This window comes from Carbonatibacter coralli (assembly GCF_039592655.1).
Taxonomy (GTDB): domain Bacteria; phylum Pseudomonadota; class Alphaproteobacteria; order Kiloniellales; family Kiloniellaceae; genus Carbonatibacter; species Carbonatibacter coralli.
Genome location: NZ_JBBUTJ010000003.1, coordinates 263,544 through 287,981, shown reverse-complemented (window position 1 = coordinate 287,981; position 24,438 = coordinate 263,544). Strand labels below are relative to the sequence as shown.

The 24,438-nt window shown below is 52.9% G+C and carries 21 protein-coding genes and 6 tRNA genes; 16 read left to right on the top strand and 11 right to left on the bottom strand.

The genetic code is table 11. The features are described from left to right. Positions 1–77: 77 nt before the first annotated feature. From AAAH10_RS09760 to AAAH10_RS09735, 6 genes are all read right to left on the bottom strand, one after another. The gene (locus AAAH10_RS09760; protein ID WP_343562971.1) at positions 78–491 is read right to left on the bottom strand and encodes an iron-sulfur cluster assembly protein; all 414 of its coding nucleotides are present in this window, start codon (positions 489–491) and stop codon (positions 78–80) included. Between the two features lie 5 nt (positions 492–496). Continuing rightward, positions 497–1,774, bottom strand: a complete 1,278-nt coding sequence (locus AAAH10_RS09755) for a cysteine desulfurase (RefSeq protein WP_343562969.1) — start codon at positions 1,772–1,774, stop codon at positions 497–499. Between the two features lie 112 nt (positions 1,775–1,886). Beyond that, positions 1,887–3,200: a Fe-S cluster assembly protein SufD gene (gene sufD, locus AAAH10_RS09750; RefSeq protein ID WP_343562967.1), complete on the bottom strand. Its 1,314-nt coding sequence runs from the start codon at positions 3,198–3,200 to the stop codon at positions 1,887–1,889. Continuing rightward, positions 3,200–3,958 carry a Fe-S cluster assembly ATPase SufC gene (sufC, locus tag AAAH10_RS09745; protein WP_343562965.1) on the bottom strand — a complete coding sequence of 253 codons (759 nt, stop codon included), beginning with the start codon at positions 3,956–3,958 and terminating at the stop codon, positions 3,200–3,202. Before sufC ends, sufD begins: the two co-directional genes overlap by 1 nt. Before the next feature lie 57 nt (positions 3,959–4,015). Further along, the gene (gene sufB / locus AAAH10_RS09740; protein ID WP_343562962.1) at positions 4,016–5,473 is read right to left on the bottom strand and encodes a Fe-S cluster assembly protein SufB; all 1,458 of its coding nucleotides are present in this window, start codon (positions 5,471–5,473) and stop codon (positions 4,016–4,018) included. Positions 5,474–5,560: 87 nt separating this feature from the next. Then, positions 5,561–6,031 (bottom strand): SUF system Fe-S cluster assembly regulator, encoded by a 471-nt coding sequence (locus AAAH10_RS09735; RefSeq protein ID WP_343562960.1) that lies wholly within the window; start codon positions 6,029–6,031, stop codon positions 5,561–5,563. Between the two features lie 260 nt (positions 6,032–6,291). Here AAAH10_RS09735 and upp point away from each other — a divergent pair, with 260 nt between their 5' ends. Then, positions 6,292–6,918: a uracil phosphoribosyltransferase gene (gene upp / locus AAAH10_RS09730; RefSeq protein ID WP_343562958.1), complete on the top strand. Its 627-nt coding sequence runs from the start codon at positions 6,292–6,294 to the stop codon at positions 6,916–6,918. Between the two features lie 67 nt (positions 6,919–6,985). On the opposite strand, the gene AAAH10_RS09725 is transcribed toward upp, so the two are convergent. Continuing rightward, the gene (locus tag AAAH10_RS09725) at positions 6,986–8,197 is read right to left on the bottom strand and encodes an MFS transporter (protein ID WP_343562957.1); all 1,212 of its coding nucleotides are present in this window, start codon (positions 8,195–8,197) and stop codon (positions 6,986–6,988) included. A 166-nt stretch (positions 8,198–8,363) separates the two neighbouring features. Then, a complete protein-coding gene (locus tag AAAH10_RS09720) occupies positions 8,364–9,863 on the bottom strand; it encodes a DEAD/DEAH box helicase (RefSeq protein WP_343562956.1) in 1,500 nt (499 codons plus the stop codon). Between the two features lie 233 nt (positions 9,864–10,096). On the opposite strand from AAAH10_RS09720, the gene AAAH10_RS09715 reads away from it, so the two are divergent. After that, positions 10,097–10,801, top strand: coding sequence for an alpha/beta fold hydrolase (locus AAAH10_RS09715; protein WP_343562954.1), 705 nt, complete (start codon positions 10,097–10,099; stop codon positions 10,799–10,801). Between the two features lie 59 nt (positions 10,802–10,860). On the opposite strand, the gene AAAH10_RS09710 is transcribed toward AAAH10_RS09715, so the two are convergent. Together AAAH10_RS09710 and parE are read right to left on the bottom strand one after the other, a co-directional pair. Further along, a complete protein-coding gene (locus AAAH10_RS09710) occupies positions 10,861–11,160 on the bottom strand; it encodes a YciI family protein (protein WP_343562952.1) in 300 nt (99 codons plus the stop codon). Between the two features lie 75 nt (positions 11,161–11,235). Further along, the gene (gene parE, locus AAAH10_RS09705) at positions 11,236–13,227 is read right to left on the bottom strand and encodes a DNA topoisomerase IV subunit B (protein ID WP_343562950.1); all 1,992 of its coding nucleotides are present in this window, start codon (positions 13,225–13,227) and stop codon (positions 11,236–11,238) included. A gap of 651 nt (positions 13,228–13,878) precedes the next feature. Between parE and AAAH10_RS09700 the strand changes: the two genes are divergently transcribed. Then, positions 13,879–14,043, top strand: coding sequence for a hypothetical protein (locus tag AAAH10_RS09700; RefSeq protein WP_343562948.1), 165 nt, complete (start codon positions 13,879–13,881; stop codon positions 14,041–14,043). A gap of 84 nt (positions 14,044–14,127) precedes the next feature. On the opposite strand, the gene AAAH10_RS09695 is transcribed toward AAAH10_RS09700, so the two are convergent. Continuing rightward, complete coding sequence (locus AAAH10_RS09695) at positions 14,128–14,400, bottom strand: hypothetical protein (protein WP_343562946.1); 273 nt, start codon at positions 14,398–14,400, stop codon at positions 14,128–14,130. A gap of 362 nt (positions 14,401–14,762) precedes the next feature. On the opposite strand from AAAH10_RS09695, the gene AAAH10_RS09690 reads away from it, so the two are divergent. From AAAH10_RS09690 to AAAH10_RS09630, 13 genes are all read left to right on the top strand, one after another. Further along, positions 14,763–14,848: transfer RNA gene (locus tag AAAH10_RS09690), tRNA-Leu, on the top strand. Positions 14,849–14,999: 151 nt separating this feature from the next. Beyond that, positions 15,000–16,418 (top strand): trigger factor, encoded by a 1,419-nt coding sequence (tig, locus tag AAAH10_RS09685; protein ID WP_343562944.1) that lies wholly within the window; start codon positions 15,000–15,002, stop codon positions 16,416–16,418. A gap of 319 nt (positions 16,419–16,737) precedes the next feature. Then, a complete protein-coding gene (clpP, locus tag AAAH10_RS09680; RefSeq protein ID WP_343562943.1) occupies positions 16,738–17,364 on the top strand; it encodes an ATP-dependent Clp endopeptidase proteolytic subunit ClpP in 627 nt (208 codons plus the stop codon). A 218-nt stretch (positions 17,365–17,582) separates the two neighbouring features. After that, on the top strand, positions 17,583–18,848 hold the full coding sequence (gene clpX, locus AAAH10_RS09675) for an ATP-dependent Clp protease ATP-binding subunit ClpX (protein WP_343562942.1): 1,266 nt from the start codon (positions 17,583–17,585) through the stop codon (positions 18,846–18,848). A 193-nt stretch (positions 18,849–19,041) separates the two neighbouring features. After that, positions 19,042–21,441 carry an endopeptidase La gene (gene lon / locus AAAH10_RS09670; RefSeq protein WP_343562941.1) on the top strand — a complete coding sequence of 800 codons (2,400 nt, stop codon included), beginning with the start codon at positions 19,042–19,044 and terminating at the stop codon, positions 21,439–21,441. A 60-nt stretch (positions 21,442–21,501) separates the two neighbouring features. Beyond that, the gene (gene hbs, locus AAAH10_RS09665; protein ID WP_343562939.1) at positions 21,502–21,906 is read left to right on the top strand and encodes a non-specific DNA-binding protein Hbs; all 405 of its coding nucleotides are present in this window, start codon (positions 21,502–21,504) and stop codon (positions 21,904–21,906) included. Between the two features lie 130 nt (positions 21,907–22,036). Further along, a tRNA-Val gene (locus AAAH10_RS09660) sits at positions 22,037–22,112 on the top strand. A 262-nt stretch (positions 22,113–22,374) separates the two neighbouring features. After that, positions 22,375–22,450 (top strand) — tRNA-Val (locus AAAH10_RS09655). 389 nt (positions 22,451–22,839) lie between these two features. Continuing rightward, positions 22,840–22,916 (top strand) — tRNA-Asp (locus tag AAAH10_RS09650). Positions 22,917–22,938: 22 nt separating this feature from the next. Continuing rightward, positions 22,939–23,015, top strand: a tRNA-Asp gene (locus tag AAAH10_RS09645). 42 nt (positions 23,016–23,057) lie between these two features. Beyond that, positions 23,058–23,134, top strand: a tRNA-Asp gene (locus AAAH10_RS09640). Positions 23,135–23,505: 371 nt separating this feature from the next. Then, entirely contained in the window at positions 23,506–23,871 is a 366-nt protein-coding gene (locus tag AAAH10_RS09635; RefSeq protein ID WP_343563302.1) for an NADH-quinone oxidoreductase subunit A, read from the top strand. Further along, positions 23,862–24,416, top strand: coding sequence for a NuoB/complex I 20 kDa subunit family protein (locus AAAH10_RS09630; protein ID WP_343562937.1), 555 nt, complete (start codon positions 23,862–23,864; stop codon positions 24,414–24,416). Before AAAH10_RS09635 ends, AAAH10_RS09630 begins: the two co-directional genes overlap by 10 nt. Positions 24,417–24,438: the final 22 nt, after the last annotated feature.

Genomic DNA, 24,438 nt, shown 5'->3' with positions numbered 1-24,438 from the left:
AATGTAGTGATAATGATTATCCCTAACAAGTCTTAATCATTTGTCACCGACAGGAAGATATTTGTCTTGTGGCCGGATCAGTACATCATACCGATGAGCAGACGGGCATCCTCGCTCATCATGTTCTGGTTCCAGGGCGGTGTCCAGGTCAGGGTGACCTTGGCCACGCCGATCCCTTCCACACCGGCAACTGCAGCAGCCACCTGACGGGGCAGTTCTCCTGCAACAGGACAGGTCGGGGCGGTGAGGGTCATGGTGATATCCGCATTGCCCCTGTCATCAATCTCGATACCGTAGATCAGGCCGAGATCGTAGATGTTGATCGGGATTTCCGGATCGTGAACCTCCTGCATGGCCTCAATGGCAGCAGTTTTCGAAGCGATTGCTGCGCCTTCAGGAAGGGGTTCTCCAACAATCGCAGTGGCGCCTTCTTCGGCAGCTGGCATGAAATCTTTCAAATCGGGACCGTTTTCCGGGAAATGTGATGTCATGGGAATTATCCAAAAAGATCCTGCACCTTTTCAAGTGCTTCTACAAAAGCATCTACTTCAGTCCGGGTGTTGTAAATGCCAAAAGATGCGCGTGCCGTGGCTGAAACGTTGAAACGTTGCATCAGGGGCTGTGCGCAGTGATGCCCGACGCGAACGGCAATGCCACGGCGGTCCAGAATGGTTCCGATGTCATGCGGGTGGGCTTCGTCCATGACGAAGGACAGGATGGAAGCCTTTTCCCTGGCCTGTCCGATAATGCGGAGGCTTTTGATGGAGCTGACGGCATCCTGTGCATAGGCGAGCAGGCCTGCTTCGTGGGCGGCGATGTGTTCCTTGCCAATGGCATTGATGTAGTCAATGGCCGCACCAAAGCCGATGGCTTCGACAATCGCAGGAGTGCCTGCTTCGAAACGATGGGGGATGTCCTTGTAGGTGCTGCCCTCGAAGGTGACAATATCGATCATCTCGCCACCGCCCTGGTGGGGAGGCATGTCACGGAGAATATCGGCCTTGCCGTAGAGGACACCGATACCGGTCGGACCGTAAACCTTGTGACTGGAGAAGACGTAGAAGTCTGCATCGAGTTCCTGTACGTCGATCGGGGCGTGAGGCGCTGCCTGACAGCCATCAACAAGAACCAGTGCTCCGGCATCATGAGCCTTCCTGATGATGTCCCGGACAGGATTGATGGTTCCCAGAGCGTTGGAAATATGTGTCACGCCAACCAGCTTTGTGCGCTCGGTCAGAAGGCTGTCAAAGGCCTCCATGTCCAGATCGCCATTGTCATCAATCGGGATGATCTTGAGTGTGATGCCAATCTGTTCCTTCAGGAAGTGCCAGGGAACAATATTGGCATGGTGCTCCATGGCAGAGATCAGGATTTCATCTCCCTCGCGCAGGAACTTGCGACCCCAGGAACTGGCTACAACGTTGATCGATTCTGTTGCCCCGCGGGTGAAAATACACTGGTCAGAGGATGGGGCGTTGATGAAGCGGGCAACCTTTTCGCGCGCCGCCTCAAAGTGGTCTGTAGCAGTCTGGCTCAGGGAGTGAATGCCACGATGCACGTTGGAATAGTAACATTCATGTGCTTCGTTCATGGCATCGAGAACCTGGCGCGGCTTCTGGGCAGAGGCCGCAGAGTCCAGATAAACCAGAGGCTTGCCATGGATCTGCTGTGTCAGAATGGGAAAGTCCCTGCGGACAGCCTCGACATCAAAGGCAAGGATGGAATTGCTGCCGCTCTGGGCAGGTGTGTCGTGTGCTGAAAGAACCACAGACATGGTGTTGTCCTCTTTCCCGGTTATGCGTTCAGGGTCTTTATGCCAGCCCCGGAGGCCTGTAGGGAAGGGTATTGATGTCGCGCACAACACCCTTCCGTTTCAGAGGCCCTGATCAGGCCTGCTGTGCGAGCCACTCTTCGATCAGTGCAAAGAAGAAATCCTGCAGCTCCTCATTTTGCATTTCCTCAACGGCTTCAGACAGGAAAGCCTGCACCAGAAGGCGCTGAGCGGTTTCCTTGCTGAGACCGCGTGCCTGCATGTAGAAGAGCTGGGTGTCATCCATCTGACCGGATGTGCAGCCGTGGCTGCAGATGACATCGTCTGCAAAGATTTCCAGTTCGGGTTTTGCATCCACTTCGGCTGTTTCCGAGAGGAGCAGAACACGGTTGGACTGATTGCCAACAGTTTTCTGGGCGTCCTGGTGGACAACGATCTTGCCCTGGAACACACCGCGGGACTTGCCGGCAAGCACGCCCTTGAAAACCTCGTCACAGGTTGTGTTCGGAACAAGGTGATCAATATGGGTGGTGATGTCGCTGTGCTGATCGCCATCGGCCATATAGGCCCCGTTGATGTGACAGGAAGACTGTTCCGCTTCCAGTCGAACAGCAATATCGTTGCGGGCCAGACGCGCACCAGTGTTCAGAATGAAGCTGTCATAGCAGGCGCTCTTTCCAACGGATGCACGTGTGTGGCTGATCAGGAAAGCAGCGCTGTTGGCAGCCTGAACGCGGTAGTGATGCAGTCTGGCTTCATCCCCGACCACAACAGTTGTCGCTGTGTTGGCAAAATAGGCTGACTCACTGCTGTCAACGATGCGTTCCAGAATGGTGGCTCTGGATTTTTCGCCTGCACGAATGACGTTGCGGCTGTGCCAGGACAGTTCGGCAGATTGCGAACCGAGGTGAACAATCTCGATGGTTTCCTCAAGCTCGGTTCCCGCAGCAATTGTCAGAACAAAGCCGTCAGTCATCAGGGCCGTGTTCAGTGCAACAAGGGGCGTGTCACCCTTGTGATGTTCACGCGTCAGTTCCTCGTTCAGGCTTTCATCGCCCTTTTCCAGAGCAGCTGCAAAGCTTTCCAGGCTGACACCGGCAGGCCAGTTCTTGCTGGATTGCTCTGCAGAAAAGCGTCCCTCGACAAAGGCAATGCGCAGTGTTTTGTCTGCTTCCAGTGCGAAGGGAACCTCTGCAGTGTTTGCAGCGGAGGACAGCGCGAAGTTCTGTTTGTTCAACAGGTTCAGGTTGGTGAACTTCCAGTCTTCGACGCGGGGTGTCGGCAGGCCACTCTGGCCATAGAGCGCAATGTTTTTTGCGCGCAGGTCACTGACCCAGCCAAGGTCTGCACCGGGCAGGCTGTCCTTTGCCGCGCTGTAATGAGAGACGAAGGGATCGTCTGTCAGGGAAATCACGTTGGCTTCGCTCATTACGCTGCTTCTCCTTCAGCGCCGGTAAAGTCGGCGTAACCCTTTTCTTCCAGCTCCAGAGCCAGTTCCTTGCCGCCGGATTTGCGGATTTTTCCGAAAGCCAGAACGTGGACCTGATCCGGAACGATGTAGTCGAGCAGGCGCTGATAGTGTGTGATCACCACAAAGGCGTTGTCAGGCTTGCGCAGGCCGTTCACACCGTCGGCAACCGTGCGCAGCGCGTCAATGTCCAGACCGGAGTCTGTTTCATCCAGAACGGCCAGCTTTGGCTCCAGAACGGACATCTGGAGGATGTCGTTACGCTTTTTCTCGCCACCGGAGAAGCCAACGTTGACAGAACGTTTCAGCATCTCTTCGGAAATGCCGAGATCACGGGTTTTCTGGCGCAGGTGCTTGACGAATTTCAGGCCGTCCATTTCCTCTTCGCCGCGATATTTGCGCTGGGCGTTGAAGGCCTCTTTCAGGAAGGTTGTGTTGGTTACACCCGGAATTTCAACAGGGTACTGAAAGGCCAGGAAAACGCCTTCACCAGCGCGTTCTTCCGGCTCCAGTTCGGTGATGTCCTTGCCGTTGAACAGGATTTCACCCTCGGTGATTTCATAGTCGTCCTTGCCGGCTAGAACGTTTGCCAGTGTGGATTTACCGGAACCGTTCGGCCCCATGATGGCGTGTACTTCACCTTCTTTGATGGTCAGGTTGATGCCGTTGAGGATTTTTTTGCCGTCGATTTCAACGTGCAGGTTTTTGATTTCCAACATGATGAGTATCTCTCTCGAATCTTGTGTGTTTACAGGGCTGCCAGAGGGAAGGGGGGGTTAGCCCACCGAGCCTTCCAGTGAGATGGCAACCAGCTTTTGCGCCTCAACGGCAAATTCCATGGGAAGCTCTTGCAGAACCTCTCGGCAGAAACCATTGACCACCAGACCAACGGCTTCCTCTTCGGGGATGCCGCGCTGACGACAGTAGAAGAGCTGGTCGTCGCTGATTTTGGAGGTTGTTGCTTCGTGCTCGACCCGTGCAGAGCGGTTTTTGTTCTCGATATAGGGAACAGTGTGTGCACCACAGCGATCCCCCACCAGCAGCGAGTCACACTGGGTAAAGTTGCGTGCGCCTTCTGCCTTTGCACCGATGCGGACCAGACCGCGATAGGTGTTCTGGGATTTGCCCGCGGAAATACCCTTGGAGATGATGCGCGAACGGGTGTTTTTGCCCAGATGGATCATCTTTGTGCCAGTGTCAGCCTGCTGGGCACCGTTGGTGATTGCAACAGAGTAGAATTCTGCCGAGGAGTGATCCCCTTTCAGAATGGTGCTCGGGTATTTCCAGGTCAGGGCAGAACCTGTTTCAACCTGTGTCCAGCTGATCTTGGAGTGATCACCCCTGCAGATGCCGCGCTTGGTCACGAAGTTGTAGATACCGCCGTTTCCGTCTTGATCACCGGGATACCAGTTCTGAACTGTGGAGTACTTGATCTCTGCATTGTCCATGGCGACCAGTTCGACGACAGCGGCGTGGAGCTGGTGTTCGTCACGCTGTGGCGCTGTGCAACCTTCCAGATAGCTGACGTAACTGTCTTCATCCGCGATCAGGAGTGTGCGTTCGAACTGACCGGTGTTTTCCGCATTGATACGGAAGTAGGTGGACAGCTCAACCGGGCAGCGCACACCTTTGGGGATGTACACGAAAGAGCCGTCTGTGAAGACCGCGGAGTTCAGGCAGGCATGTTTGTTGTCACCGTAAGGCACAACGGAACCCATGTACTTTTTGACCAGTTCCGGGTGTTCCTGAATGGCTTCGGAAATCGAGCAGAAGATAATGCCCTGTTCCTTGAGCTCTTCCTTGAAGGTGGTTGCAACCGAAACGGAGTCAAAGACAACGTCAACAGCCACACCAGCGAGGACTTTCTGCTCTTCCAGGGGAATGCCGAGCTTTTCGTAAGTGCGCAGCAGTTCCGGATCAACCTCGTCAAGGCTTTGAGGGCGATCTTCCATTGATTTCGGCGCGGAGTAGTAATAGGCGTCCTGATAGTCAATCGGCTTGAAGTTCAGTTTGGACCATTCCGGTTCTTCCATGGTCTGCCAGTGACGAAAGGCTTTCAGGCGCCATTCCAGCATCCATTCCGGCTCATTCTTCTTGGCCGAGATAAAGCGAACGATATCCTCGTTCAAACCCTTCGGGGCAGATTCTGCTTCGATCTCTGTCACAAAACCGTACTTGTACTTGTCTTGTTCCAGCGACTGGACCTGTTCGACAGTTTCCTGCGTCGCAGCCATGTTATTATCTCCTCGGTACAAACGGTGATTGCTGCAAAATGGCAGCAATCCGATTTTCTCTCTCTTTAGTCACTCTTGCCCTGAGCCTCAAGTGGGCTGATTGCCGCTCTCCAGTGCCTCGTTCTGAGGATTGTTTTCCGGAAGCGGGAAGGCGTGTTCAAAGCTCATCATGTCAGCCAGCGAGACGGTGCGAAGGGCATCAGCAACTGCGGTGTTAACGCGGTTCCAGTTTCCGCGCATCAGGCAGGTCGCCTCTACATCACAGTGGTCATCAGCGCCGTCAACACAGGCAGCCAGTGCAATCGGGCCTTCGGTTGCCTGAATGATATCTGCAACGCTGATGTCATCTGCCTTTCGGTCCAGCAGATAACCCCCACCAGCTCCTCGCATGGAGACAATCAGGTCGTGACGGGACAGTGCATTCAGGATCTTGGATACAGTCGGCTGCGGAATGCCTGTGGTCTGGGCAAGGTAAGGCGCTGTCATGACCTCGCTGTTGCGGGACATGGCTCCCAAAACCACCACGGCATAGTCTGTCAGCCTGTTCAGGCGTAGCATGATCCTTAATCCTGACTAAATCAGTCCTGTTTTTTAAATAACTCAAAAGAAGCAGATTGCAATCCCTTTTTTGAAAGATTCTAAAATTGATTTTTCAAAAAGCTTTTATGGATATCCAAGGCAAGGCTCGACAGAGCGTTGTTACGCTGCTAGCTATAGGGCCAATTCACAACAGCCGGACCTGTTCGTGTCCTTGCGGTTCACGTAACAGTGTGGTGGATCGGGTCCGGATTTCTTTTCGTCCTTAGGGGAAAACTTCCATGACTGTTCATGTTGTTGATCATCCTCTTGTGCAGGTCAAATTGACGCAGATGCGCAAGAAGGAAACGCCAACAGTAGAATTCCGTCGCCTTGCCAAGGAACTGTCGATGTTGCTGGCTTACGAGGTGACGCGCAACCTGCCTCTTACCGAGCGCGAAATCGAAACGCCTGTTGCACGGGCCATGATGCCGGTTCTGAAGTATCTGGAGCCGTGTTTTGTTTCCATTCTCCGTGCGGGGAACGGCATTCTGGATGGCATGATGGATCTTTTGCCGACTGCGCGTGTCGGACACATCGGTCTGTATCGCGATCCGGAAACGCTGGAGGCTGTTGAGTACTACTACAAGATGCCAACCGATATGAACGAACGCGAGGTAATTGTTGTGGACCCGATGCTGGCAACCGGTCACACAGCCGTTGCTGCGATCGAGCGCCTCAAAAAGGATGGTGCCAAACACATCAAGTTCCTGTGCATTCTCGCTGCGCCGGAAGGTATCGCCGAGTTTGAAAAACATCATCCGGATGTGCAGATCTACACGGCTTCTGTTGATCAGTGCCTGAACGAACACGGTTACATTGTTCCCGGCCTTGGTGATGCAGGCGATCGCATTTACGGCACGAAGTAAGCTCTTTGTTTGATCACAAAAAAGGCCTGCTGCTTTTGAGCGCAGGCCTTTTTTTTGTCCGTTTTTATCAGTTTGCGGCCTGTCCTGTTTCCCGGGTCAGGGCCAGCAGGGAGCGCTGGGTGAGCATCAGAAGAATGCCCGTTGAGGCCAGAGCTCCGGAAACCCAGAAGGCCCATTGCGGATTGACCGGGAAGAGTGAGCCGGCAATCAGCATGCCGACGCCCATCATCAGACCGTTTGCAAGGCCGGAGTAGAGGCTTTGCGAGGAGGCTGCGAGCTTTTCGGGGGCGTTGTGGGAGAGGTAGCTGGCAATGCCGAGATGCGTGGTGGCAAAGCTCAGCATGTGAAGGCATTGCAGCAATCCGAAGAACCAGATGTTGTCCAGCTCGGTCATCAGGAACCACCGCAGGGCTGCACCGCATCCGCCCAGAAGGATCAGGTGGGCGGGCTTCAGGAGTTTGAGGATACGCTTGCCGTTGTAGAGCAGAAGGACTTCTGCAACGACGCCGACAGCCCAGACCAGGCCAATCGCGCTTTCATCGTAGCCCAGTGAACTCATGTACAGCGAGCCAAAGGCGTAGAAGGTTGCATGACTTGCGGTTATGGAACTGGCGGCAAAGATAACCAGAAGGAAACGTGGACGTCCCAGAAGGATTTTCAGGGCGGAGCGCTGCTCTGATTTTTCCTCTTCAGTTTTTGCGGGAACGGGGAGTCTGTCCCTGACGCGCGGCAGGACGGATGCTGCAAAGGCTGCGAGGATCAAGGCGCCAATCATAAGCCAGATTGTGGCCTGGTTGGAAAAGACTTCCAGCAGCTTCCCGATCACAACCGATGCCGCAATGAAGGAGATCGATCCCCACATGCGCAGGCGCCCGTAGGACAGATCATGTCTGTTGACAAGTTTCAGGGTCTGGCTGTCCCCGATCGGAATCATACTCAGATAGGTGCAGATTGCTGCGGCCTGCAGGATGAAAAAGAGTGTGAGTTTGGGAAGGCTGGTCAGACCTGACAGGGCTTCTGCATGATAGATCCCGTAAAAACTGAGTGCCGCAAAAAGGGCAATGGCAATGAGTGTCTTTCTGTGACGTCCTGTTTTGTCGGCAATCAGGGCCAGACCGGGAGATGTGAAAATCTGTAACCAGGGGGCAAGGGCCATCAACAGGCCAATCGTTTCGGCATCCAGTCCCTGTTCCTCCAGCCAGAGAGGCCAGAAGGGCAGATATATTCCCATGACGAGAAAAACAGCTGCGTAATAGGAGCTGATGCGCAGATTGAGCATGAAACCTGAACCAATGAATATAAAAGAAAACCGGCCTGAAAACGCAGTGCCCTTGCGACACAATGCCGATCAGGATGTAAACGCAAAAAAGGGGTCTTTCGACCCCTTTTGTCTGCGCCCTTGAGGGGCAAATGTAAAGTATGAAAACAGCAGAACGGCTTCCTGATCAGGCAACCTTGGCTTCGCGCAGCATGAAGGCCGGTGTGTGATCGCCAAAGGACTTGGTCGGATTGTGCGGTTCGTCGGATGGAACACGCTCACCGTTTGCCTCGGCCAGAACCTCGACATTGCTCTGGCGATCCTGATCGTTGCGGCGTCTGCGGCCACGACGGGGTTTCTCTTCGCTGGAGCCGGTCTCTGCAGTTCCACTGGCGGACTGTTCGGAGCTTTCTGCATCCTTGTCATCGGAGCGCTTGCGGCGTCTGCTTCGCGGAGACTTGCCGGAGCTGTCCTCATCCTTGTCAGCTGCTTTTTTGCGACCACGACGCTTTTTGCTTTTGACCAGGGCTTCCGCTTCGTCATCGTCCCAGCGTTCAAAGCCTTCGACAACCAGCTCCTCAATCGTTTTGTTGATTGTGCTGTGGACATTGGTGAGCAGTTTGAAATCTTCCGGCAGGGCAAAGCTGAAAGCCTTGCCTTCTCGTCCTGCGCGTCCTGTTCGGCCAATACGGTGAACATAGTCTTCTGCATTCAGCGGAATATCAAAGTTGAAGACGTGGGAAACAGCAGGGATATCGAGTCCGCGAGCGGCGACGTCGGAACAGACCAGCAGCCTGATTTTGCCTTCCTTGAAAGCGTTCAGCGTTTCCATCCGCTGGGACTGGGCCATGTCGCCGTGAAGGGCAGCGGAGGAAAAACCGTGGACCGTCAGGGACTTGTTCAGAATATCGACGTCCTTCTTGCGGTTGCAGAAGAGGACTGCAGACTGGATGTTTTCACCTTCGAGTTCCAGAACAGCGCGAAGGGCTTCACGCTTTTCCTTGTCGGTTCCCTGAAGGCGGATCAGCTTCTGCTCGACAGTTGTGGCTGTGGAGGAGGGGGCTGAAACCTGAACCTCTTTCGGATTGGACAGGAACTTTTCAGACAGCTTCCTGATTTCCGGCGCCATGGTGGCCGAGAAGAACAGGGTCTGACGGATTTGCGGAAGCAGGGAAACAATGCGTTCGACATCCGGGATAAAGCCCATATCCAGCATGCGGTCTGCTTCGTCGATCACCAGAAGCTTGGTGTCCATCAGCATGATCTTGCCGCGATCGAAAAGATCCAGCAGGCGGCCGGGCGTGGCAATCAGAACGTCAACGCCGCGATCCAGAAGCTTTTCCTGTTCGACGAAGGAAGATCCCCCGATCAGCAGGGCTTTGGAGAGCTTGCAATACTTGCCGTAGTTGTCGAAGTTTTCGGCGATCTGGTAGGCCAGCTCGCGCGTTGGCGTGATGATCAGGGAGCGCGGCATACGCGCTCTGGCCCGACCATTGGCCAGCATTTCGATCATGGGCAGGGTGAAGGACGCGGTTTTACCGGTTCCGGTCTGGGCGACGCCCATCACATCGCGCCCCATCAAGACGAAGGGAATTGCTTTTTCCTGAATGGGAGTTGCTTCTGTATAGCCAACGTCTTCGATGGCTTTCAGGACATCAGGACCAAGTCCAAGATCTGTAAAATTCATGAATACCTAGCACGCAGTTGAATGAAATAAATAATGCCTGACTGGCATTTCGGCGGTTTTCTGCGACGGGGGCATCATACGGAAAGGCAGTGAATTGTCAATTTTTGTATGAAAAACTCTCTATAGCAGAGGTTTTTAACGGTTTCCTGCTTGCATAAAGGGGGCGGGAGTGATGTCTTCTGCAATCAGGATTGTTCGTCTTTCATGACGTTTTGAAATGAAGAGTGACAAAAATGGATAAAGCCAGGGAGCGTATTGTTTTTCTGCCGGGGCTGTTGTGCAACGAAAGGCTCTGGAGCCATCAGATCGAAGCCTTGGGCGATATTGCAGTCTGTGAGGTTGCGGATTTTACGACACAGGAGAACCTGACCGATATGGCGCACTCTGTGCTGAATTCCGTTCGCGGTCGCTTTTCCCTGGCGGGGTTGTCCATGGGGGGCTATGTGGCATTGGAGGTCATGCGTCTGGCTCCGGAGCGTATCAATCGCCTTGCCCTGATCGACACCAAGGCCCGTGCAGACAGCGAGACACAGAAACGTCGGCGCAGGGGGCTTTTAACGCTCGCGAACTCCGGAAAGTTCAAGGGGGTTACACCACATTTGATGCCCTTGCTCATTCACGAGAGTCGCCTGAACGACGAGAGCATCACATCAGTGATTTACGAGATGGCCGAAGAGGTCGGGCGGGAGGCTTTTCTGCGTCAGCAGACGGCGATCCTGAACCGGGAATCCCATCTGGACATTCTCGGGAATTTTTCCTGTCCGGTCACAATTGTTACCGGGAGGCAGGATGAAATCACGCCTGTCGACTGTGCAGAGGAAATGCATGCAGGCATTGCCAATAGCTCCCTGCATCTGCTGGAGCATTGCGGGCATCTTGCGCCTCTGGAAAGGCCGGAAGAGGTCAACCGGCTTTTGCTGGAATGGCTTTCACATTAATTCGGGAAAAATCCGGAAGTACAGGGCGCACATTGCTCTGGATGGATTGCTCTTGTCCTTCAGAGGGTGACAGTTCTGTCTTCCATTATCTTGCCCCAGGTGAAAATTTCGTAGCTGCGGTATTTGGGCACGTAAAAGGGATCAGCTGTGATCAGGTTGACAACGTCCTGTCTGCCTGGAGCCTCTACAATCCATAGTGCGCCGCAGAAATCCTCGTCCTGTTCCGGTTTCAGGCCGCCACCAATGAGCAGCTCGGGATGAGCCTTTGCGTAGGCAACATGCGCATCCCTGCGATCCTGATCAGCCCTGATTTCCAGCATTTCAGGACTGTCCCTGAAGATAACGGCCCAACGTGTCATCCGCTTGCTCCCGTGCGGTTGAGGAGAATTCCCGTTCATCACTGTCCGAGACAGACAGTGGGCAGCATCGAAATCCTAGACGTCAATGTCCGTTACAAAGCGGGCGTGTTCCTGAATGAAATTGAAGCGCAGCTCGGGTTTCTTGCCCATGAGGCAGTTGACGCGCTCTTTCGTCTCGGCAAGGCTGCTGTGATAGTCGTCATCGTGAACAGGAGCAATCTGGACGCGAAGCAGTGTGCGCTTGTTCGGGTCCATGGTGGTTTCTTTCAACTGGCGGGGCGGCATTTCGCCAAGGCCCTTGAAACGGCTGACCTCAACCTTGCCACGGCCTGTGAAGGTATTCTTCATCAGGTCTTCACGGTGGACATCGTCCATGGCATAGATTGTCTTGCTTCCCTGTGTCAGGCGATAGAGAGGGGGCATGGCAAGATAGACACGTCCGGCCTCGATCAGTCCCGGCATTTCCTGATAGAAGAATGTCATCAGAAGCGAGGCAATGTGCGCGCCGTCGACATCCGCATCGGTCATGATGATAATGCGATCGTAGCGAAGCTTGTCGAGGTCGAAATCCTTGCGCAATCCGCAGCCGAGCGCCTGGGTGATGTCGGAGATTTCCTGATTGGCCTTGATCTTGTCTGTGGTGGCCGAGGCAACGTTCAGGATTTTGCCGCGCAGGGGAAGGATCGCCTGGGTTTTGCGATCGCGGGCCTGTTTCGCGGAACCGCCCGCCGAATCACCCTCGACAAGGAAGATCTCGGTGTCTTCCTGTTTGTTGCTGCTGCAATCCGCCAGCTTGCCGGGCAATCGAATACGACGCGTTGCTGTTTTCCGACTTGTTTCCTTGTCCTGGCGTTTGCGCAGGCGTTCCTCTGCCTTTTCGATAATGCGGTCCAGCAGAAGGCCGGAGCTGTCCGGATTGCTGGAAAGCCAGATGTCAAAGTGATCCTTCAGGCTCGCCTCGACAAGCTTTGTTGCCAGAGGGGTCGCCAGTTTTTCCTTGGTCTGACCCTGGAATTGCGGATTTTTGATGAAGGTGGACAGAACAGAGATCGAGCCGCCAAGAAGATCGTCGCCTGTAATCTGGGCTGCTTTCTTGTTGCCGATCAGTTCTCCATATCCTTTCAGGCCGCGCAGGAGGCCTGTGCGCAAGCCGCTTTCGTGGCTGCCGCCATCGGGGGTCGGGATTGTGTTGCAGTAGGAGGTGACGAAACCTTCTTCATCGCGTGGCCAGGCAATGGCCCATTCAACGCGGCCTTCGCCATCGGGGAAGCTTGCCTCGCCAGAGAAAACCTGGGCAGTCAGGGTCTGGCGTTCACCCAGTTCCGCAGCAACAAAATCGCCCAGACCACCGGGGAAATGAATGGCTTCAGAAGCGGGAACATCTGTGTTCTCACCCAGAAGATCCGGATGGCAGGACCAGCGAATTTCCACACCGCGATAGAGGTAGGCCTTGGCCTTTGCCATCTTGTAGAGGCGTTTCGGGCGGTATTTGGGATCACTGCCGAAAATTTCCTCATCCGGGATGAAGAAGACGGTTGTGCCCCGGCGATTGTTGGTGTTGCCAACAAGCTCCAGACCGGTTTGGGTCAGTCCGCGACTGTAGTCCTGCCGGTAAATCTTGCGATCACGGGCAACCTCGACCCACATGGTCGAGGAAAGGGCGTTGACCACTGAAATCCCCACTCCGTGCAGACCACCGGATGTCTGATAGGCATTCTGGGTAAACTTTGCACCGGAGTGCAGGGTTGTCAGAATGATTTCGAGAGCCGACTTGTCCTTGTATTTCGGGTGGGGGTCAATCGGAATGCCCCGGCCATTGTCGCGGATTGTAATGCTGTTGCCCAGACCCAGTTCCAGTTCAATCCTGTTGGCATGACCGGCAACGGCCTCGTCCATCGCATTGTCGAGAATCTCGGCAACAAGGTGGTGCATGGCACGTTCATCGTTACCGCCGATGTACATGCCGGGTCTGTGACGAACAGGCTCCAACCCCTCAAGAACTTCGATGTCCTTGGCGGAATATTCGCTCTGCTGGGATTCGGGAATCGTTTGGAAAAGGTCTGACATGGCGCACATTATGAGGAGGAGGCAGACCCTTGGCAAGAGGGTAGAACAGAACAGTAACAAAGCCTGATTCGTCTTTTAAAATGAGTATTTTGCTCTTTGAGGGACAAAGATATCCGTTCGTGCCATGTTTTTTTTGCAGATGAGCTGTGCGAAGAGGCTGTAACCGGTTGTGTTTTTCTGTAACTTTTTGGAAAAGGAATCCTTTTCTGGGCATAAACCTGATCGTGCTGGAGTTGGAAAACCCTGGTTTGTCTTTTGAAAAACAAGGGATTTATACTTTTTTTGCTGTCGCGAATTCAGGGATTCGCACGGGATGGGACTGTTTTGATTTTGAGATAAATTCCTTGACAAAGAGGAATTTTGTCTAGGTTGATTTTTTTCTTTTTTTGCAGTATTGCTACTGTCGTTTTTATATCAATGAAGTTTCACGGTTTGAAAAAATGCTCTTGGCACACCAGCTATGGAGCAAGCCCGGTGTTTACTCTCAGCGATTGATGGATTTGACTTTTGTTCGGCTGCGACAAGCCTTGAGCAATGGATTTCTCTGTCCTTGTCGAATCCGTCGTGCGCTCCTGGTTGTTGTTATGGGAAATGATCATGACAAGACCTTGTGGCCGTCTCTGGGATTTTTTTGCCGGTAGAGGAGGATCTATGAGCGACCAGTCGAATACAAAGCCGGTTTCTGACCGGGTCTACAACAAGAAGAAACGCAAGTGCCTGAAATGTCGTGAGACTTTTATGAGTGAGTGGCCGGGTGAGCGTATCTGCAAAACCTGCAAGGCTTCTACAGCGTGGCGCGAAGGCGTTGCGGCCTGAGCTGGATTTCAGAATAACAGACCTGAAAAGCCGGACCTTTGTGGTTCGGCTTTTTTCTTGTTCTTTTCCCCTGGCAGAAAGGCTTCACACAAGAATATCGACGATAGTTCCCCGGCTGGTTCCTCCGGGCGGGGGCAGGGCGCGTTGCAGGCTGGCCTGGGTGGGGCCTGCATCAGGTGCCCTGTTTCTTTCAGGGTCGGGTTCCGAAAAGCTGGCATTTTTCTTGTTGGATGCTTCGACGAACTGATCCTGGCGCAAGGCTGTGCGCTCCGCCTGTTGCGGAGAGGGTGCCGCCGGGTTGCGCGTCTGGGGATAGAGCGCATTGCCAAGAGGGCCATATGAAGAAATGGTGGGCACGTCGCTTTACCTCGGCCTTTTCAACAACAAATCAGCTTCCGTATTACATGTGGGGTCTCAAAACGGCTTTGCATACTCACGTGTGATCACGTTTTCTCAAGTGAAACAGTGTTTATAACGAGACCTGAAACCTTTGAAAGGCCGGAGGAGAGCCGGATGTTCCTGATCAGTGACGAGGCCTTTTGTGCCTGATCACGGGAAAATCTAGCTTACTTTGATGCAAAAGTGAAGAACCTGCGTGTCAGGCAAGGCTGAACAACGATCTTTAAAACGGTTTTTAATACGCTTTTCGACGCCGGAGTGCGAGTTCGGTGTTGCGCTAGCCAAGCCAATGTATTAAACCCCCTTCCAAAGTTGTTATCGCGGGTGTGGCGGAATTGGTAGACGCACCAGATTTAGGTTCTGGCGCCCTCAGGGCGTGGAGGTTCAAGTCCTCTCACCCGCACCATGACGTTCGACGAAGAGGAAGGCCTTCAGATTCGTCGCAAATGATCCGGATGCGGCATGTTTTCTCCGGGAAATATGCGCTTTATCGGTCTGTGCGAAAATCAATCGGTTGAAGGCTCATCTGTTACACGAAAGAAAGGCTTGGCCGGCACATGCAGGTTACAGAGAAAAAAGCAGAAGGTCTGGAGCGCGAGTTTGCTGTTGTCGTTTCAGCGCAGGAAATTGATGGCCGTGTTGATGCACGCCTGGAAGAGCTGAAAGGCCAGATCAAACTGCCTGGCTTCCGTCCTGGTAAAATTCCTGCAAATCTGCTGAAGCAACGTTACGGCAAATCTGTTCTGGGCGAGGTTCTGGAAGCAGCTGTCAATGAAACATCCCAAAACCTGCTGGAAGAGCGCAGCCTGCGCCCGGCTCTGCAGCCCAAGATCGAAGTGACTTCCTTCGACGAAGGCAAGGACCTCGAGTACAGCATGTCCTTCGAGATCATTCCTGACATCACGCCTATGGACTTTGCCAAGCTGAAGCTGGAAAAGCCGGTTGTTGAAGTTGAGGAAAGTGAAGTTGACGAAGCTCTGGGTCGCATCGCTGCCGGTCAGAAGACCACGCAGAAGCTGAAGCGCAAGCGCAAGGCACGTGAAGGTGACGTTGCAACGATCGATTTCGATGGTTCTGTCGACGGCGAGAAACTGCCGGGCATGGCAGGGGAAGACTTCAAGCTGGAACTGGGTTCCGGTATGTTCATTCCAGGCTTTGAAGAGCAACTGGTTGGCAAGAGCATCGATGAGGATGTGACTGTTAATGTGACCTTCCCTGAAGGTTACGGCAACGAGAAGCTGTCCGGTAAGGACGCTGTCTTTGAAGTGAAGGTGAAGGACATTGAGGAAGCTGTTCCGGCTGAAATCAATGACGAGCTTGCCGAGAAAATGGGCGAAGCCAATCTTGATGCTCTCAAGGAGCGTATCCGTGAGCAGCTGAAAGGTGAGCTGGACAAGGCTGCGCGCTCTGTGATGAAGCGTGAGCTGCTGGACAAGCTGGCTGATGAGCACGACTTCGATGTGCCTGCCGGTATGGTTGATCAGGAGTTCGAAACAATCTGGCGCCAGATTGAAGCGGACAAGGCTGCGGACCGTCTCGATGAGGAAGACAAGAAAAAGTCTGATGACGAACTGAAAGAAGAGTATCGCAAGATTGCTGTTCGCCGTGTTCGTCTCGGCCTGCTGATGTCTGAAGTTGGCACCAAGAATGAAATCGAGGTGACCCAGGAAGAAGTAAACCGTGCGCTGATCCAGGAAGTTCAGAACTACCCGGGCCAGGAACAGCAGGTTTTCGAATTCTATCAGAAGAACCCGCAGGCAATGGCTGCTTTGCGCGCTCCTGTCTTTGAGGAGAAGGTTGTGGACTTCATGGTTGATCTGGCGAAGGTGTCCGAGAAGAAAATGTCTCAGGACGAGCTGAAGGTTGCCATGGGTGCAGAAGATGCGCCTGCCGACGAAGAGAAAAAACCGGCCAAGAAAAAAGCCGCGCCAAAGAAAAAGGCTGCACCGAAGAAAAAGGCTGCAGACGCCGAGTAATTGGCTGAATTGACGGCTCCTGATCAGCGGGGTGTCCTGAAATGTCTGGAAAAGGGTTGTTCGCAAATGCGTGCAGCCCTTTTTTGATTCTTGAAAAAGGAAAGCGGACTTCCAAGATGAAGGAAAAGCTCTTTCATCACAGAGCTTTGCAATTCCTCCAATCCGGACTGGTGCGGCCTGACACGACATTTTGCGAGGCGAGAGCGACAGAATCGAAAGACTTTGGGAATCGTCCTCATCTGTGGTCTTGCCTTCTTGCGCCAATTCGTTCTAATGGGGGAAAGACACAATTGGCCCTAAATTTCGAGAGGAAGCCTTCATGAGTGATCCCCATGATATCTTTATGAATACACTCGTTCCTATGGTTGTTGAGCAAACAAGCCGTGGAGAGCGTTCTTATGATATCTATTCACGGTTGTTGAAGGAGCGCATTATTTTCCTGACTGGTCCTGTGCATGATCAGGTTGCCAGTCTGATTTGCGCCCAGTTGCTTTTCCTTGAATCCGAAAACCCGAAGAAGGACATTTCCTTCTACATCAACTCTCCGGGTGGAGCGGTCACGGCAGGTCTGGCGATGTATGACACCATGCAGTACATCAAACCGGATGTTTCCACTGTTTGTCTTGGTCAGGCTGCGTCTGCCGGTTCCCTGCTTCTGATGGCAGGTGCTGCGGGCAAGCGATTCGCGCTGCCGAACTCCAAGGTGATGATCCACCAGCCTTCCGGCGGTTTCCAGGGGCAGGCCACAGATATTGAAATCCATGCCAAGGAAATCATCAAGACGCGGACGCGCCTCAACGAGCTTTATGTTCATCACACAGGTCAGAGCATGGAAACAATCGAGGCGGGGATGGAACGCGACAACTTCATGACCCCCGAAGAAGCCAAGGCTTTCGGCCTGATTGACGAGGTTGTTTCCCAGCGCCCCGGCTCTGAAGAATCCTGATTGAACCCCCTTTGAGCTGTGAGGGAGACGGGATCTTCCTCACAGGTTTCAGTAACGTGCTGTTTTATAAAGTTTGGGATGGGTGAAAGACCGCGGACGGTGCCGGAAACTTCAGGCAGAGTATTAGGGTTTGTCTATTTTTTCGTTGTGTGGTCCCTGTTGGTCTGTCACCATTTAAACTGTCCATAATAATATCTTGAATTCGAGGCAAAAGCCCCATGACGAAATCGAGCGACGGTGACTCGAAAAATACCCTCTACTGTTCCTTCTGCGGCAAGAGCCAGCATGAAGTCAGAAAACTGATTGCCGGGCCGACTGTTTTCATCTGTGATGAATGTGTCGAACTCTGCATGGATATTATCCGCGAGGAACACAAGTCCTCTTTGGTCAAGTCCGGTGAAGGTGTTCCGTCTCCACGGGAAATCTGCGGTGTTCTGAATGATTATGTCATTGGGCAGCAGCAGGCCAAAAAAGTTCTCTCCGTTGCGGTGCACAATCATTACAAGCGTCTGTCTCACGGGACCAAGACCGGTGATGTCGAACTGGCCAAGTCCAACATCATGCTGGTCGGTCCGACCGGCTGTGGTAAGACGCTTCTTGCGCAGACACTGGCCCGTATCCTTGATGTTCCCTTCACCATGGCTGATGCGACGACATTGACGGAAGCCGGCTATGTCGGTGAGGACGTCGAGAATATTATCCTCAAGCTTTTGCAGGCTGCCGACTATAATGTCGAGCGTGCCCAGCGCGGTATCGTCTACATTGACGAGGTCGACAAGATCAGCCGCAAATCGGACAACCCTTCAATCACAAGGGATGTGTCCGGTGAGGGTGTTCAGCAGGCGCTTCTGAAGATCATGGAAGGCACTGTGGCCTCCGTTCCGCCGCAGGGCGGCCGAAAGCACCCGCAGCAGGAATTCCTGCAGGTGGACACAACAAATATCCTCTTTATCTGCGGTGGTGCCTTTGCAGGCCTTGATCGTATCATTGGCGAGCGTGGCAAGGGTGCTGCGATTGGCTTTGGTGCGGATGTAAAGGCCGAGGAAGAGCGGACCATTGGCGATCTGCTCAAGGTTCTCGAACCGGAGGATCTGTTGAAGTTCGGTCTGATTCCGGAATTCGTTGGCCGTTTGCCTGTGATCGCCACTCTGGAAGACCTCGACAACGATGCGCTTGTCGAAATTCTTTCCGAGCCCAAGAATGCCCTAGTGAAGCAGTATCAGCGTCTCTTTGAAATGGAAGATGTGAAGCTGGTCTTTACCGACGGTGCTCTGAAGGGGATTGCGGCAAAAGCCATCGAGCGCAAGACAGGTGCCCGTGGTTTGCGTTCCATTCTGGAAGGCATCCTGCTGGAAACCATGTTTGAATTGCCTGACATGGAAGGCGTTGATGAAGTGGTCGTAAACAGCGAGGTCGTCGAAGGACGATCCCAGCCGCTTTATATCTATGCTGAAAAGAATGAGGACACTGGCACAGAGGCCTGATGTCTGCATGAATGAAAAGGGCAGAGTTCAAAAAGAACGATCTGGCCCGGACCTGAAAAGAGAGCAAGGCAGGATAGTTTCCTTTCCTGCCTTGCCTTTGCTTTGATAGGGTTCCATATAATGAAACAAAGGGGCGTCACAGAGTGGTGTCCTTATTTCCCATTGCTTCGGTTTATAGCCCTTGTGAGGACTGATGCTCGAATTATCTCGCGGTGATCTTTATCCGGTTTTGCCTCTGCGTGACATTGTGGTTTTCCCACATATGATTGTTCCGCTGTTTGTCGGTCGGGAAAAATCCGTTCGCGCGCTTGAAGATGTCATGAAAAACGACAAGCAGATCCTGCTTGTGACCCAGCGAAACGCATCCCAGGATGATCCGGAACCCTCCGACATCTATGAAGTCGGGACTGTTGGCTCCGTGCTGCAGCTGCTCAAGCTTCCTGACGGAACAGTCAAGGTTCTGGTCGAGGGAGCTCATCGCGCCCGTGTCGTCAAATACGAAGAGGGTGGCGAGTTCTTCCAGGCCTGGGCTGAAACACTTGACGATGGTGAAGAGAGCGAGGGCGAGCTGGATGCTCTCTCCCGTTCCGTGGTGGCCCAGTTTGAACAGTACATCAAGCTGAACAAGAAAATCCCGCCGGAGGTCCTTGTTTCCATCAACCAGATTGATGAGCCAAGCAAGCTTGCTGATACTGTTGCCTCCCACCTGTCCCTGAAGATTTCAGAGAAGCAAGAATTGCTGGAATGCTCGACCATTGGTCAGCGCCTTGAGCGGATCTATGGTTTCATGGAAGGCGAGATCGGCGTTCTCCAGGTCGAAAAGCGGATCCGCAATCGCGTGAAGCGCCAGATGGAAAAGACACAGCGCGAGTACTATTTGAATGAGCAGATGAAAGCCATTCAGAAGGAACTTGGCGAGGGTGAGGACGGCAAGGATGAGCTGTCCGAAATGGAAGAGAAGATCAACAGCCTGAAAATGACGGCCGAAGCCAAGGAAAAGGCACAGGCGGAAATGAAGAAGCTGCGGTCCATGAGCCCGATGTCTGCCGAGGCGACTGTTGTGCGCAACTATCTGGACTGGCTGACGGCCATTCCGTGGAAAAAGCGCAGCAAGATCAAAAAGAATATCCCGAATGCCTCAAAAATTCTGGATCAGGAACACTACGGCCTTGAAAAGGTCAAGGAACGTATCCTCGAGTATCTCGCTGTTCAGCAGCGTATGCGCACAGTAAAGGGGCCGATCCTCTGTCTGGTTGGGCCTCCTGGCGTGGGCAAGACGTCACTGGGGCAGTCCATTGCCAAGGCAACGGGGCGTAACTTTGTGCGCATGAGCCTGGGTGGGGTCCGCGACGAGTCCGAGGTCCGGGGACACCGGAGAACCTATATCGGCTCCATGCCGGGCAAGGTTATCCAGGGGATGAAAAAGGCAAAGACTTCAAACCCGCTTTTCCTGCTGGATGAAATTGACAAGCTTGGCAACGACTATCGCGGAGATCCGTCTTCTGCTCTGCTGGAGGTTCTTGATCCGGCACAGAACGGGACTTTCAACGATCACTATCTCGAGGTCGATTACGATCTGTCCGATGTGATGTTTGTCACGACCGCAAATTCCCTGCGCATGCCACAGCCCTTGCTGGATCGTATGGAGATCATTCGTATTTCCGGTTACACGGAAGACGAAAAGATGCAGATTGCCCTGCGCCACCTGACACCGAAGCTTCTCAAGGATCACGGTGTTCGGAAAGGGGAGTGGGAGATCGAGGACGAAGCGCTTCGCAAGCTCATTCAGCTTTATACCCGCGAAGCCGGTGTCCGTTCCCTCGAGCGCGAGCTGGCGAAGCTTATTCGCAAGGCCGTCAAGGATATCGAAATGGGTGAGGCGACCTCTGTAACCGTCACACCTGAAAACCTCGACAAGTATGCCGGTGTTGCGCGTTATCGCTATGGCGAGGCTGAAGAGAAAGACCTTGTTGGTGTCTCTACCGGTCTGGCCTGGACCGAGGTCGGTGGTGAATTGCTTTCTATTGAAGCCGTGACTGTGCCGGGCAAGGGGCGTGTGAGCTCAACCGGCAAGCTTGGTGATGTGATGAAAGAATCGATCCAGGCTGCGGAATATTTTGTCAAAAGCCGCTCTTTGGAGTTCGGAATTAAGCCGAGTCTGTTTGATAAAAAGGACATTCACGTCCATGTTCCGGAGGGTGCGACACCAAAAGATGGCCCTTCTGCGGGTATTGCGATGGTCACAGCGATTGTTTCTGTTCTGACCGGAAATGCGATTCGAAGCGACGTTGCCATGACCGGTGAAGTCACGCTGCGTGGTCGCGTTCTGGCAATTGGCGGCCTGAAAGAGAAGTTGCTTGCGGCACTTCGCGGAAACATCAAAACTGTTATTATTCCTCAGGAAAATGAGAAGGATCTGGCGGATATTCCTGATAACGTGTTGAAAGGATTGAAGATTATTCCTTGCTCAACTGTTGATGAGGTTCTGTCTGTTGCTCTTTCCGAAGAGCTGATTCCGATCAAGGACTGGAGTGAGGATGCCGAGCTGGATTTAAAATCCGATCAGGCTTCCAGTGACGTGGTCACACACTAAAGAGGAGCGTCGAGACGGCGAAAATGGTTAACGAATTGTATAGCACTTTACACAAAATGCATGAAAACCCTTGTTTTTAGAGCGTTTCCTGCATTGACGAGACCTGTAGAGGCGATTTACAATCCACCTGCTTTTAAAAAAAGTCGTTTCGACATTTTTTCAATTTCTATCCCAATCCTGGAGGGGGGTAACGTGAACAAGAATGATTTGGTAGCAGCCGTTGCTGAAAAAGCTGATCTGTCCAAAGCAGATGCTGGTAAAGCTGTTGATAGTGTATTTGAAGCAATCGAAGGTGCTCTGAAATCCGGCGACGAAGTTCGTCTGGTTGGCTTTGGTACTTTCAGTGTTGCAGCTCGTGCTGCTTCTCAGGGCCGTAACCCACGCACTGGTGAAACAATCCAGATCCCTGCGTCCAAGCAGCCTAAGTTCAAGGCTGGTAAAGGCCTGAAGGATGCGGTGAACTAAGAGCTCTGCTTTAGTTTATTGTAAAAACGGCTGATCTTCGGATCAGCCGTTTTTTTATGAATTTTTTGCTTGCAAGCTTTCGGTAAAGCTTTTACAAGCACCTCCACAGACCGCAAGGCGGGTATCTGGTGGGCGGTTAGCTCAGTTGGTAGAGCATCTCGTTTACACCGAGAGGGTCGGCAGTTCGAGCCTGTCACCGCCCACCAGATACCTGAACAAAAACCGGCTTCGTGAAAACGGGGCCGGTTTTTTTGTGTGACCGGACGATTTTGTACTCCTTTTGCCAGTGATGTCCTGTCCGAATGGAGCAGGCTTTTTTGCGATTCGGAATCGTTCTTTTATTCCAATGGGTTCCTGATGGAATTTTCAGGAAATTTTTTTGTCAGGAATCTGTAAAAAAGTGAAAAAAGGCTCTTGCCAAGGGCAGGGCGGCTCATTAAAAGAGGCTCATCGGAACAGAGTTCTGGTGGGCGGTTAGCTCAGTTGGTAGAGCATCTCGTTTACACCGAGAGGGTCGGCAGTTCGAGCCTGTCACCGCCCACCAGAACTCTGAAACACAAAAAAGCCCGGCTTGCTTGAGCCGGGCTTTTTTGTGTTTGCTGTCTGGCCGGTTCGTGTCCGGCTTGCCAGGAGTGTTCGGGTGGTTGTCTGGGCGGACCAAAGAGTGATTCGTTATTTTGGGGCAGGAGGTGTATAAACAGGGAGAGGATTGGGAGCCTTGTGCCGGGTGTCAGGCCTGGTGGTGTTTTTCCGGCTTTTGAAACGCGGGGTTAATTCACTGAAATCCTTGGTTCTTATGATCTTTGTAAGAAAAACGAAAAAAAGTCCGATTCATCGCTTTTACCCTGCTTGACAGCATCGAGGTGGTGGATTAAACAAAGCCTCGTTCGCGGCGCTGTCCCAAAGACAGGAAGCGAACAGGAAAGAAAACGTGGGGGTGTAGCTCAGTTGGTTAGAGCGCTGGCCTGTCACGCCAGAGGTCGCGAGTTCAAGTCTCGTCATCCTCGCCACTTTTCTTTCATCGTCAGATGTGGGGGTGTAGCTCAGTTGGTTAGAGCGCTGGCCTGTCACGCCAGAGGTCGCGAGTTCAAGTCTCGTCATCCTCGCCACTTCTGACAAAGCTGTTGTCGAGCTGAAACGACACACCTTGCGGGGGTGTAGCTCAGTTGGTTAGAGCGCTGGCCTGTCACGCCAGAGGTCGCGAGTTCAAGTCTCGTCATCCTCGCCACTTATATCGAATGCATTGAAACAGTCGCCGGAATTTTCCGAGCGGCTTTTTTTGTGTCTTAATGTTTTTTTTAGTGAAGCTGTGCAGACTGTTTTTGGAAGTTTTTCGTACAACGCTTCATATGTACCTATTCTGAATTTTTTGTATGGTTTTTACCCCAGTTCAGAAGCGTTCGCAATTGGGCTGAAATGTGGCGTTTTTTTTGCAAAACGGCGATTCTGTGTTTGCTAACGCATGCATAGGGGGATATTACATAGGCACGTTGGAGAAAGAAAAAGACCGTAAAAGGGTCTGCCACCCTAATCATTAAGAAAGGCGATTGGTCATCGTTCAGTACACCGAATGGTGACGGATTGTGTGGAGAGATGAACCTGGATGGATTGTTGGCAGAATACCTGCCAATTCTGATCTTCCTTGGAATTGCAATTGGCCTGGCCTCTGCCATGGTAATTGCATCCTATTTCGCGGGGCGCCAACGCCCGGACTCAGAAAAAATCAGTGCGTACGAATGCGGTTTCGAGGCCTTTGATGATGCCCGCAGCCAGTTTGACGTCCGTTTTTATCTGGTCGCGATCCTCTTTATCATTTTCGACCTTGAAGTTGCGTTCCTGTTCCCCTGGGCTGTTTCTCTCAGCGATATCGGAATGTTTGGTTTCTGGTCCATGATTGTCTTTCTGGTGATCCTGACTATCGGTTTTGCCTACGAGTGGAAGAAAGGGGCTCTGGAATGGGAGTGATTTCCAACTCTGCCTACAAGGACGGAGCGCCGATCGCGCCAGGTGCTGATCAGGACATGATCCTTCAGCAGGTTAATCAGGAATTGACCGAGCGCGGTTTCGTTCTGGCGCAAATGGACAAGCTCACAGCCTGGGCCCAGTCCGGCTCTCTCTGGCCGATGACCTTTGGTCTGGCCTGTTGTGCTGTCGAGATGATGCACGCGGCCTGCAGCCGCTATGATATGGACCGTTTCGGTCTGCTGTTCCGCCCGTCTCCACGTCAGTCCGACGTGATGATTGTTGCGGGAACCCTGACAAACAAGATGGCTCCTGCCTTGCGCAAGGTCTATGACCAGATGCCGGAGCCACGCTGGGTTATTTCCATGGGGTCCTGTGCCAATGGCGGTGGTTACTACCACTATTCCTATTCTGTTGTTCGTGGCTGTGACCGAATTGTTCCAGTGGATATCTATGTTCCGGGCTGCCCGCCAACAGCGGAAGCCCTGATTTACGGAATTCTCCAGCTTCAGAAAAAGATCAAGCGGACTTCCCAGTTCCGCCGCTGATCTTTTTTGCGTTCTGAACGGC